This window comes from Vibrio sp. DW001, assembly GCF_029016285.1.
GTDB lineage: Bacteria > Pseudomonadota > Gammaproteobacteria > Enterobacterales > Vibrionaceae > Vibrio.
The window spans coordinates 497824-510422 of sequence record NZ_CP091975.1 but is presented as its reverse complement, the minus strand read 5'-3'; the positions used below and the strand labels follow the sequence as shown (position 1 = coordinate 510422).

10 protein-coding genes and 1 other annotated feature (1 of these 11 running past the window's edge) are annotated in these 12599 nt (G+C 40.8%); of the genes, 5 read left to right on the top strand and 5 right to left on the bottom strand.

The genetic code is table 11. The features are described 5' to 3' along the window. Nucleotides 1-174 precede the first annotated feature (174 nt). Nucleotides 175-1368 (top strand): MFS transporter, encoded by a 1194-nt coding sequence (locus L3V77_RS02480; protein ID WP_275135576.1) that lies wholly within the window; start codon nt 175-177, stop codon nt 1366-1368. Between the two features lie 117 nt (nt 1369-1485). Beyond that, on the top strand, nt 1486-1776 hold the full coding sequence (locus L3V77_RS02475; RefSeq protein WP_275135575.1) for a hypothetical protein: 291 nt from the start codon (nt 1486-1488) through the stop codon (nt 1774-1776). Nucleotides 1777-1823: 47 nt separating this feature from the next. Here L3V77_RS02475 and L3V77_RS02470 read toward each other — a convergent pair whose 3' ends face one another. Then, a complete protein-coding gene (locus L3V77_RS02470) occupies nt 1824-3947 on the bottom strand; it encodes a peptidase domain-containing ABC transporter (protein WP_275135574.1) in 2124 nt (707 codons plus the stop codon). Further along, on the bottom strand, nt 3944-5167 hold the full coding sequence (locus tag L3V77_RS02465; protein ID WP_275135573.1) for an HlyD family efflux transporter periplasmic adaptor subunit: 1224 nt from the start codon (nt 5165-5167) through the stop codon (nt 3944-3946). Before L3V77_RS02465 ends, L3V77_RS02470 begins: the two co-directional genes overlap by 4 nt. A 289-nt stretch (nt 5168-5456) precedes the next feature. Here L3V77_RS02465 and L3V77_RS02460 point away from each other — a divergent pair, with 289 nt between their 5' ends. From L3V77_RS02460 to L3V77_RS02450, 3 genes are all read left to right on the top strand, one after another. Beyond that, complete coding sequence (locus tag L3V77_RS02460) at nt 5457-6023, top strand: hypothetical protein (protein WP_275135572.1); 567 nt, start codon at nt 5457-5459, stop codon at nt 6021-6023. Nucleotides 6024-6677: 654 nt separating this feature from the next. Then, a complete protein-coding gene (locus L3V77_RS02455; RefSeq protein WP_275135571.1) occupies nt 6678-6989 on the top strand; it encodes a hypothetical protein in 312 nt (103 codons plus the stop codon). A 223-nt stretch (nt 6990-7212) separates the two neighbouring features. Continuing rightward, entirely contained in the window at nt 7213-7608 is a 396-nt protein-coding gene (locus L3V77_RS02450) for a hypothetical protein (protein ID WP_275135570.1), read from the top strand. Between the two features lie 146 nt (nt 7609-7754). On the opposite strand, the gene thrC is transcribed toward L3V77_RS02450, so the two are convergent. From thrC to thrA, 3 genes are read right to left on the bottom strand one after another with little or no spacing between them, the layout of a single operon-like run. After that, a complete protein-coding gene (gene thrC, locus L3V77_RS02445) occupies nt 7755-9038 on the bottom strand; it encodes a threonine synthase (protein WP_275135569.1) in 1284 nt (427 codons plus the stop codon). After that, a complete protein-coding gene (gene thrB, locus L3V77_RS02440) occupies nt 9035-9991 on the bottom strand; it encodes a homoserine kinase (RefSeq protein WP_275136676.1) in 957 nt (318 codons plus the stop codon). Before thrB ends, thrC begins: the two co-directional genes overlap by 4 nt. Before the next feature lie 18 nt (nt 9992-10009). Further along, the gene (thrA, locus tag L3V77_RS02435; protein WP_275135568.1) at nt 10010-12469 is read right to left on the bottom strand and encodes a bifunctional aspartate kinase/homoserine dehydrogenase I; all 2460 of its coding nucleotides are present in this window, start codon (nt 12467-12469) and stop codon (nt 10010-10012) included. Nucleotides 12470-12502: 33 nt separating this feature from the next. After that, nucleotides 12503-12599, bottom strand: a sequence feature (Thr leader region) (it continues 20 nt past the right edge of the window).

Sequence of the window (12599 nt, the reverse complement as noted above, 5' to 3'; positions counted from 1 at the left end):
GAAGTGGTAATATCACTGATATAATAAAGCCTTAACGAAAAGACGCCACATTGGCGCCTTTTTTGATCTCTTTTTTATGCTCTAATTTAACGATATTTTACTCCCTACAATTGTTTCCCAGCCCAATGCTCTGTAGGCTATAACACCTTATCTACCTCAGAAGTGAATCAACACATGAGAGCGCCTACCCGAGTAAGCATTCTAATTATGCTAGGCATACTATTCTTAGCGCTCAATCTAAGAGGTCCATTTACAAGTCTGGCCCCTGTGCTCGCGCAGATAATGCATGATCTTGACCTAGCCTCATCCGCTGCTGGCTTCCTAACCGCATTACCTTTGCTCACTTTTGCTCTGTTTTCCCCAATGGTTACCCATTTGTCTCGCAAACTGGGCCTAGAACCTAGCTTGTTGCTTGCGCTATTGCTCATCTCATTTGGTATTGGTCTACGGTCATGGGGATTCATTTCAACATTGTACTTGGGCACTATTCTCATCGGTATCGGCATCGCCATAGGGAATGTACTTTTGCCTGTGGTCGTAAAAATCAATTATCCGACACGCATCGCGGTCGTCACCTCTATTTATATATTCACGATGGGAATTGGCTCAACACTAAGTTCTAGCCTAATGGTGCCTCTATCTGAGCTTACTTTTTTTGGTTCAACTGGGTGGCAGCTTGCTCTCTTTATGAACGTATTATTTCCAATCCTCGCTCTCATCATTTGGTTTCCAAAAATCAGAAAAAAAACGTCGAAAGTGAAAAACCAACATACTGTCGAGAGTTCGACCTCAATACGCAGTTTGCTAAAAAGCAGTGTCGCATGGCAAGTTACATTGGCCTTAGGTCTAAACTCATTCACTTTTTACTCTTTAGCAGGGTGGCTGCCAAAAATATTAAGCGACCTTGGTTACAGCGAGATTGATGCCGGTTATATCTACGGCTTCTTGCAGTTCTCAACGATGGTTCCTGGGTTACTGTTACTTCCAGTGTTGGGCAGAAAGAACAACCAGCGATGGCTTATTACTGTATGTGCCTTTAGTGTGTTTATCGCTTTAATTGGCTTACTTTACCTTCCCGATTTAGCCATATTTTGGGTTGGACTGTTTGGCCTTACAAATTGCTCTACGTTTATCATTGCGTTGTCATTTATTGGCTTGCGAACCGAGAACGCCAGCCAAGCCGCAGCGCTTTCTGGTATGTCCCAAGGCATTGGCTATGCTCTAGCAGCAACGGGCCCAACGATTGTGGGTCAGATCCATGCTCAAAGCGATTCATGGACTATTCCTTTACTGCTTATCTCTGTTGTAGCACTCATTTGTACCGGTTTTGCAGCCCTAGCCGCAAGAGATAAAAAGGTGTTGTGTTAAGCGTATTGAGAAAAAAATATAGGGTATGCTTTTCAATTTCACCCTTCATTTGTCGACTGACACAGATTATGTGGCATATATAGATAATGGATTATTAATACTAATGAGAGAATTTCTATGCCTAAGTATCAATTTTTTATTGTGCCAAGTCGCCAGAGTTCAACATTCACTTACTTAGATATGAATTCGGAAACATTTTTAGTCGAAAAAGAGCAGTTACTCAATGCGGAATTTGAAGTAGATGGCGAACCAATCCTAGCCGACAGCGCAGAAGATGCTGTAAAATACTACCGTTTTGGCTTTGCTGGAGTCGTTGAAGAGTATGGTAAATCATATCCCATGTACGTCGTCGCTCAACTCGCTATAGAAGGGTATAAAGCCTTATTTGGGAAGGATAAGAAGAACTAATTTTCGCAACTGGCAAATAGTAAGCGACGGGTGCTCCTAACGAAGCGCTAAGTTAAAGAGATAACCCTATCGACCGAGCTAATCGTTTCTTTGCTGTGCGAAATTAAAATTCGTGTTATTTCTAATTCATTAATATTTCTATTTATTTCCTGCTCATTTCCATGATCCAAATGGCTAGTCGACTCGTCTAAGCACAATATTCGGGGTTCTTTATACAAAGCTCTAGCAAGAAATAGCCGTTGCAATTGCCCCCCAGAAAAGCTGCTGCCCATGTCACCAACCAACGAATAGAACTGCATCGGTAGCGCCTCAATATCCTGCTTGATACACGCTATCTCACAACATCGCTCTAGTTTATTTTCATCGTAGTTTGAGTCAAAAAGTGTGATATTTTCCGCTAATGTACCGGAAAGAAGATTGTCATTTTGCATTACGGCACCAAAACAACGCCTATAATCGTTTATTGATAATTTGTTTACATCAATCCCATCGAGAAATACCATTCCGGAAGTTGGTTTCAGCAATCCTAAAATTATTTTAAACAAGGTTGTTTTACCACAACCAGAAACACCCGTGATCGCGACCGACTCCCCTGCCGCAACCTCAAAAGAAATATCCTCAAGGATCCATTTTGCATTATCTGCATAACGAAAACAGATTTTCTCTAGTCTAAGATGCCCTCTGACTACACGAGGAAGTACCGCACTATTACTCACTTGCTGCTCTTTCTCTTGCAATGCGATATCCGAAATACGCTCTAAATGTAAGCTAAGCAACTTAAAGGCAAACAAGTTATCAACAAAACTGGTTACGCTACCAATAAACTGACCTTTATAGGCGATAAAGGCCAACAACATACCAACCGTAAGGCTTCCTTCCATCACTGCTAATGCGCCAAGGTAAACAACTAAAATAGACTCCAAACCAAACAACAAACTATTGATGGTATCTTCAGCAATGCTTAATTTTCCAAGTCTAATATTGGTATTGATCACCTCGGCAAAACGATTTAACCATCTGTTTTGACGGCTGCTTTCATGGGAAAAAAGCTTGATGGTTTGAATCGCCCTTATCGATTCCAAAAAAGTAGAATCTTCTTTTGCTTCAGCAACAATCGATTCTTCGGTAATTCGTCTGTTGGGATAATAAAAAAGCAACTGAATAATAAATGAGGCAAAAACCGCACCGAGAACCAGCGTAGCTAAAACAGGGTGATAAAGGTACATAACAACAAGAACGACAACGGCCATTAATCCATCAATCAAAGCCTCCACTAAGCCTGTTGTCAGCATTTCTCTGATAGATCCTAATGAGCCAAATCGGGATACAATATCCCCTATGTGTCTTTTCTCAAAAAAAGACATTGGCAATCTTAATAGATGATGAAACAAATTCGCACCCATTTGAATATTCAAAGCACTACTGAAACGCAACACCAACCAGCTTCTAAACACCCCAACCCCAATTTTTAAGACCATCAACAGTGCGAAACCAAAAGCCAATACAATCAATAGTGGCTTATCGTTACTTAATAGAACATTGTCGATTACCCATTGCATGTAATAAGGCGAAAGTAGTGCTATGCCCTGCAAGATAATAGAAAGAGAAAATAGCGCTAACAAAGAGCGCTTTAGGCCAGAGACCTTATGCCAAAGTTGTTGGATCTTCATCACTACTCGAAGATCTTGCTTTTTAAACTCAGCGGTAGGGCAAAGCTCTAAAGCCACACCAGTGTAGGATGTACTGAGTTGTTTTAGATTTATTTTTCGTTTACCAAACGCAGGATCATTGATAAAAATAGCTTTTTTCGTTACCCCGATAAGAACAACAAAGTGGTCCATATTCCAATGTAAAATACAGGGAAGCTTAAGCTGGCCAACCTCATGTAACGAGCATTGAACTGCTCTGCACGAAAAATTCAAATCACTTGCAACACCCATAAGCTGATTGAAGTTCATACCTTGTGTGTCGAGATTCAAGTGTTGCCTTAACGGAGATAAATTGATCCGCTGACCAAAATATGAGGCAATCATTGCAATACAAGCTAAGCCACATTCCGCGACTTCCGATTGTAAAACTAAAGGTACTTTTCTCTTACCAGAATAGGCAAGCAATTCAGATGCACTCGTTAACGCCTCTTGTATTGAAGGTTTCGGGCTATGCTCGCTCATCCCAACTTACCTTTCACTGCGTAAATAGGATCAAGCAACCACTCTAATAAGCTACGTCTTTCTAAAACAATATCGGCATCGGCAATCATGCCGACCTTAAGCGGAAATACTTTCCCATAGGCTCGGATAGACTGCTGAGTAAGCGATGCTCGCACTCGATACATCGCTTGATTGACCGATATTGGAAGTGCTTTCTCACTTGGAAGAATAAGGGATTTATCTATGCTTGATATTCTACCAACCACTAAACCAAATTTTTGGTAGGGAAATGCATCGAAGCGAATATTGACAGTATCTCCTATCTGAACAAACCCAGCAGAGCGTGTCGGTAGTAGTAATTCTATTTCTAATGGTGAATCAATGGGGATAATACTAAGCAATGGTGTGTCGGTATCTACACGCATACCTAGAGTTGGCTGGACAGTGGTTACAATGCCACTTTCGGGGGCTTTTTCGACAAATTCATACTGGTTTTGCATTTCAGTAAGCTGCGCTGTGAGTTCTGAGATATGTCGTGTAATGGCCGATTGTTTTACTATTTTTTGCTCTGGAAAAACAAGGCGTTCGGACTCTAGTTCCGAGATCTGAATTTGAATAGTAACCAACTCTTTTTCTAATCGATCGTTCGATTCGAGTTCATCTAAATATTCGCCTTGCAATAAGTCAAACTGATTAGATGAAAGAAACCCTTTATCAAACAAATGCTTGTTATTGGTTATCTGTTGTTTTTTAAGTGCCAGCTTTTTAGATCTTGTCTTTTGAGCGTTCTTAATCACCTTTAAGCTTTGATACAGTTGGGCAAGTTGGCTTTTAGTGCTAGCTAACTCTTTTTCATACATCAATGTGGTTGCGTCATACTCTCGATTAAGAGCATTAATTTGGACTGTTAGTTCTTTGGCCAGCGCAACGGATAATTCAACCCCAGAAGATAAGCTTTGGCTATTTTTGATTTTTGCAAGGTTATCTCCCTGAATAACTTCATCACCCTCTTTAACGTATAAGTGCTCTATAACCCCTGTACGATTCGAGTAAACCCTCACGACACCTTTATCAGGAATGAGATAACCTTTCACCGTCTCCTTTCTAGAATAGTAAGCTTGAGTTAAATATAAAGAGAGCAATAAAAACAGAACAAAAATAACAAAGCACGTTAGATAAATAGAAACAGGTTGGATGATTATAACGTCACCCAGTAATCGTTGTTTTTTGGCCTTTATCACCTCTTCCCTAAACAAATAAACACCACTAAAGTCAGTCTAAATAATTACAAGATAAATAACTACCAAAAAAATATACACCAAAAATAATTATCAAATGAAAAAATAAAACTAATACCAGAAAAACTATTAGAACACCGTACCGTTTTCAGAACAAACCTGAATCAAGTTCTCAAAAAAATAATAAAATAAAACTATATAAAAGCGACCCTATCAAAGCACATGTATTGTTAATATTAACACGCCAAGATTAACACCTTTACTTCCCATTAAAAACATAAAGGACATAATTATGAAAGAATTAAACTCATCAGAAGCAGTGTGTATAAACGGTGGTAATAAGACGCTAGTTAATATTGGACGAAAGGTTATAACCAAAGCAGCAAAGGAATATTATAAAGACCCAGATAAAGTTGCTGAACGAGCAAAGACAAACTGGGGAACAAAGAAAAAAGCAGAGCACTATAAGAAACGAGTAGCTGAAGCGAAAGAAAGAAATAATAGGAGTAAAGAAAGTAGAGTAATATGCACTCATTTTTATCAGAGAGGAATGCTAGATCATGACATTTGGAGAGCTGACCTTGAATTCACTCAGAAAAACCTAAGTCAAACAACCGTTCGAGGGTATCATTATTGGGCAATTCCCTATGTAAAGTTAATGCGCAAAAATAGCACCTTTGAAAAAATCATGTACCCTATTGCGAAATACAGGGCAATAGAGCTTGCCTATCAGATGGGAGTGACACAAAGAGGCTCTATTACTGGAAAAATTATACGTCTGATTTTTGAGCCATCTTGTTACATTATTGGCACTTTCTGTACTCAAAAGGACTGGAGTAGGCTTTGGGAAGTTAATTAGTTTTTTAGGTTACTTTAATAAGAAATATCACTATGCATTTCGTGAATATACGTAAATTAAGAGAAGACCTAATCAAAGGCGATATAAATGACAACGATGCTGTCTGGTATTTGATACTTTACAGCATCATCGCAGGTTTAGATGTCTTTCTAAAAGACAACCAATTAAACAACTTTGATATTGGTTACGATATCTTAAGTTCAGTTGTCATTATTCTCGGAATCTATTTCTCATACATATGCAACAAAAAGGACAACGGTAAAAATTTCTTATTGCGTTTTATATTGGTAAGTTGGGTTACATCTCTTAGATTTATATTCATTACTGCTATTTTTTACATACCATTCGAGATCATTCGTGATAAAAATGACACATCATTAATAGATTTGATTTTTCATTTAAGTATTGACGTTTTACTTCTATATAGAATAGGACATCATATAACCATAATTTCTAACAGTCACCCAAACTAAAGTATAGTGAAATGACATACATTGAGTGAATGTATTTAAATTTACATACCATTAATCGAGAAGACAATATTATTGTCAAACTCAAAAAGTGAGGTCAATGATGATATTCCATAAGTCATACAAATCTAGCGACTTTCATTTAACAGACACCAACTTAAAAATCAGAAAAAAGAACTACACTTTGCATAACATTATTCAGGTAGAGGCACGAAAATTAGGTTTAAGAGGTAACCTAATCAATGTCATCTGCTTGGCCTTAGTGTTATCCGCAGTCACGTGGGCGTTTGTGCCTCAGTTTGGCTTCATCGCATTTATTGTTGCGCTGTTTTTTAGTCTGTTTTCATGGCGGAATTACGAACTACGAGCGTTGTTTAGAGGTACAGATGAAGCGGGAGATTATTGGGTTTGCCTTGCTAGTTGCCGCACAGCCAAAGAGTTCGACGTCATCAAGTCTATACATGGAAAGTTAGTCCACCTGTTAAACCTGAACTAATCAATATTCATTACTTCGACGATACTTTCGTATATTGCAAGGAGAGTAGATAAACCGATACGGCAAATACATTAAGATGGCGTAGACAGAAAGTTCGCGGAATTCTTTATGAAGATGATGCCCTAGTAGAAACGAATCCTCTTTGTACGCAATTTATTACCAGTATGCCGGACCCACACACCATTAGGAGTGGATTTATGAGCAACGTCACTATAGTAAATCAATGATATTACGAAAACCCTACCAAGCGACAGACTCTCAACTTACTGATAACACCTTAATAACGAGAAAAAATAATTACCTTTTAGACAACATTGTTCAAAGAGACGCAAGAAAACTAGGGCTAAAACACAATATCGTTAATATATTCTCTTTATCTTTACTGCTTTCATCTGCCACTTTGGCATTTATTCCTCAGGTTGACTCCATTACTTTTGTTGTCATTTTTGCTATTAGTTTATTATTTTTCAGTCAATACAAGCTGCGAGCGATGGTTAGCGCCACGGAAGAAAATGGCGTTAGTCTTACTCACAACCGATCTTCGCAGAAATTTTTGGTGATGAAATCCATTCAATTACAATTAGTCCATCGGCTTAAAACACACAAAGAAAAACTGTAATATTCATACTGATTACAAACTTAGTTAGTTTGGTATAGGCATAAAAAAGCGGGTGACTCTATTGAATCACCCGCTTTAAGTAAGTCTTAACACTTAGTATTAACGGTTTTAGGCAGTTGATGCCTAACTACACGTTTTTATAGGAATCACTTCTGAACCTTTCTCAACACCACTTTCAGCGCTTCAAAATCAGCATCCAACTCTTCCGATAGGTTTTCCATCACCGCATGCTTGGCAAGCGGTGCGGGTACGTCAATATCGGTTCCTAGAATATCGTCCACGACTTCTTTGAACTTTGCAGGATGAGCAGTACACAAAAAAAGGCCTGTTTCACCTTCTTGAAGTTGCTCATTTAGGCTGCGATACGCAATAGCACCATGTGGTTCACATAGGTAGCCGAGATCGTTCAGCTCTTTTACCGATTCTGCGCTCTGCTCGTCCGTTACCACACCTTTACCTAATGTATCCAAGCCCCAGCCTTTAATACGGCATAGTTCTTCAATACGAGGCCAGTTGTTTGGCTGGCTAACATCCATGGCGTTAGACGTGGTAGCAATCGTTGGTTTTGGATCCCACTTCCCTGTTTCTAGATAACGAGGCACCGTATCATTCACGTTAGTCGTGGCGATGAAGCGTTTAACCGGTAAACCCAGTGCTTTCGCCAGCAGGCCTGCCGTTAGGTTGCCAAAGTTACCGCTTGGAACGGAGATAACGAGGTTCTCTCGCTCTGCTTTGCTCATCTGAGCGGCAGCTTCAAAGTAATAGCAGATTTGAGCCATTAAGCGGCTAATGTTGATTGAGTTTGCCGAATTAAGTCCAATCTCTTCACGCAGTGCTTGATCGTCAAATGCTTGTTTAACCAAGGACTGACACGCATCGAAATCGCTGTTGATTGAAACCGTATGAATATTTTTACCTAAAGTACAGAAGAGCTGCTCTTGTAGTCGGCTGATCTTTCCTTTCGGATAAAGGATCACAACGTTAATATCTTCCATTCCATAGAAGGCATGAGCTACAGCTGCGCCAGTATCACCAGATGTTGCGGTTAAGATCGTAATTTTTCCACCATCCGTTACGGCCACAAGTGACTGAGCCATAAAGCGGCCACCGAAATCTTTAAACGCCAAGGTGGGTCCGTGGAATAACTCAAGCGCATAAACGCTTTCTTTAATGCTTTTGATTGGTGCCGGAAATTGAAATGCATTTCCAACGAGTTCAAGCACCTGTTCTGCACTAAGTTCGTCACCAATAAGTGCGGATAAAATCTTACCACTGCGGGAGACAAAGTCTTCTGCTAGCAGTGCGTCCACATCATCAAACTTTGGCAGTTCAGATGGGAAGAATAGACCTTGATTGCGGCCTAACCCTTGGCGTACAGCTTGTCCAAAGGATACTTGTTCGTCATTTTCTTTGATATTATAAAGCTTCATAGCTCACTTCCTGTCACGCTCGAACCCTGTTTATCTAAACGACAAACGTGAACGAATCCTTCTTCATTTTGGATATAATTTTGTTCTAACCAGCGAGCAACTCGCTCAGCGACATCTTTTTCTTTGCAAATACTAAATAGTGTCGGGCCTGACCCAGAAATTCCAGTCGCTAGAGCACCTGCAGACATTGCATATTTACGCGCATCAGCAAAACCCGGTAATAGTTTCTCACGATATGGTTCTGCGATCACGTCTTTGATCATCTTCGCAGCGAGTTCAGGTTGCCCAGAATGACAAGCATGAATAAACCCAGCCAAATGACGACCGTGAGCAATGACATCTTGACGGCGGTATTGCGATGGCAATATCGCGCGCGCGTCTGCGGTAGACACGGTGATACCTGGATAGGCCATAACCCAATACCATTCATCAAAACAGGGCACTTCTTGACTGATAGTGCCGAGCTCTTCTAGCATCAATTGCAAACCACCTAGGTAACACGGTGCGACGTTATCGTAATGGATACCGCCAGAGATTTTGCCTTCCATCTCCCCCATTAGAACAAGTAGTTCTGTTTCATTCAACGGCTGACCATGGAAACGATTAAGTGCGTCAAGAGCAGCAGTGATAGAGCAAGCACTCGAACCTAACCCAGAACCAATAGGCATATTCTTCTCAAGAGTCATCTCTAGAGGCTTAAGTTCAATCTCTTTTTTATCTAATTCGCGAGCAAAAACCACCCAACAATCGTAAACAATGTTCTCTTTAGGATTGATAGGTAATTTTGCAACAAAACTACCTGATGTTTTTAACTCAAACGGAGAATTACCCGCTTTCACCAACACACGGTCACCAAGAAGCGTACCATCAATAGGAGAGACGGCAGCCCCTAACACATCAAAACCGACGCTTACATTACCGATAGAAGCAGGCGCATAAACGACAACAGCCATATCACTTGAATTCATCAGTTATACTCCTAGTTTCCAGCCTAAGGTCCGCATTACATCTGCAAATACGCCTGCTGCGGTGACTTCAGCACCAGCACCGTAACCACGCAGTACGAGTGGAATGGGTTGATAATAACGGCTATAAAATGCTAAGGCATTCTCCCCATCTTTCACCTTATTCATTGGGTCATTTCCATCAACAGCAACAATTCGTACTCGACATTTTCCTTCATCGATTTCACCAACATAACGAAGTACTTTGTCTTCTTGTGCCGCTTTCTCGACTAAATCAGTGAAGTAAGCATCCGCTTCTGGTAAACGAGCCATAAAGTCATCCACAGAACCTGTGTCATCAAAACCCGGTGGCAATGCTTGTTCAACAACGACATCCTCCAGTTCTAGTTCCATTCCTGCTTCACGAGCAAGGATAAGCAGTTTTCTAGCGACATCCATACCCGATAGATCATCTCGAGGATCAGGCTCTGTAAAACCATTCTCTTTTGCAATATTGGTTGCTTGACTAAGCGTCAAACCTTCGTCCAGCTTGCCAAAGATAAAGGACAGAGAACCGGAAAGAATGCCGTTGAACTTGTCTAACTCATCACCCGCAGAGATCAAATTTTGAAGGTTTTCAATAACAGGTAGACCTGCACCTACCGTTGTTTCATACAATAGTTTACGACGAGAACTACGAGCGACCTGACGCAACTGATGATAATACGCCATGCTTGCCGTATTGGCTTTTTTGTTCGGAGTAACAACGTGGAATCCAGCGGCTAGAAAATCAGCATACTGCTCCGCTATTCCTTCGCTAGACGTACAGTCCACCAACACGGGGTTAATAATATGATTTCGTTGTACCGTAGAGATAAGCGCAGCTAGTGAGAACTCCTCAGAAACATGCTCCATACGCTCACGCCAGTCACCTAAAGGCAATCCTTTCGCATCAAGTAAGACACCTTTACTATTTGCAAGGCCACAGACGCGAATAACAATACCCTTTTGTGCCAATTTTGCTTGTTGACGTTGTACCTGATCGACCAGTTCAGCACCCACACCACCCACACCAACGATAAATAGATCGAGGAAATGCTTAGAGTTGAAGAAGTTCTCGTGACAAGCTTTGATAGATTCAGACACTTTGTTTTCAGGAATCACTGCAGAGATAGCTCTCTCAGATGAGCCCTGTGCAATAGCAACGATATTTACGTTCACTTCTGCAAGTGATGAGAAGAACTGCGATGCGACGCCTTTCGATGTACGCATACCATCACCAACTAAGGTAACAATCGCTACATCGTCAATAAATTCGACTGGTTCTAATAGGCTATCTTTTAATTCAAGCTCAAAGGCATCATGCAGAGCCTGTTCAGCTCGTTGCTTATCGACTGCTTCAATACAGAAACTAATGCTGTATTCCGATGAAGATTGAGTAATCAATACAATCGAAACGCCTGATGAGGACATCGCACCAAATACACGGCTAGCCATTCCTACCATGCCCTTCATTCCTGGGCCTGATACATTTACCATGGTCAGTTTGTTTAACGTTGTAATACCTTTAATTGCAAGGTTATCTTCGCCAGTGTCTTGTCCAATTAGCGTACCGGCGCCTTGAGGATTAAAACTATTTTTGATTAAGCAGGGAATATGGAACTGAGCAATAGGGGCAATGGTTTTAGGGTGAAGTACCGATGCGCCAAAATAAGACAGTTCCATGGCTTCTTGGTAACTAAGCGACTTAAGCAACCTTGCATCGTCAACTAACCGTGGGTCGCAATTGTAAACGCCGTCAACATCTGTCCAGATTTCACAGCAATCCGCTCTCAAACAGGCAGCAAGAACAGCAGCGGAGTAATCAGAACCATTACGACCAAGGGTGACAAGTTCACCTTTTTTATTACCCGCAGTAAAACCAGGCATGATATTCACGTGACCAACTGGCAGTGGTTCTTTTTTGAAGTTTAACGTTGAAACTTCAACATCAACCATCGCTTCTAGGTGATCACCTTTAGCAAACAGAAATTTGACAGGATCGATAAGGCTTGCCGGTTGACCTTTCGCTTCCAATACCGCCTGCATCAGTTTAATTGAGATCCTCTCTCCTTTACTGATGATTCGAGCGTTCGCGTTATTTGGGCACATACCTAGCAACGCAATACCATGGACGAACTGGCGTAGTTGCAACATAGATACATTTACTTGTTCATCAAATGCTGCATTGTCTACATTTGGCAATATCGCTTTTATTTCTGTAAATAGTTGAGCAAAAGAGTTCTCTAACTCTGCAATTTGCAGATCGGCATCACCGTTTCGAAGTGCGCCTTCAATAACAGCAACCAATTTATTTGTTGTTTTCCCTGGTGCGGATAAAACCACCGCAACCTCTTCTTGTTGAGCATTGTTCGCAATAATGTCTGCCGCTCTTAAAAAACGGTCAGCATCTGCTAACGATGATCCACCAAACTTGAGAACTCGCATCCCTACCTACCTCCAGTATGTTTAAAACTTGTATAAAAAAAGGCCTGTATCTTCTTGGATACAGGCCTTTTTTTGAAATTTCTTTCGTTTAGCAGCCTGCCCCAACATTGGTAATGTCGGTAATAATGGT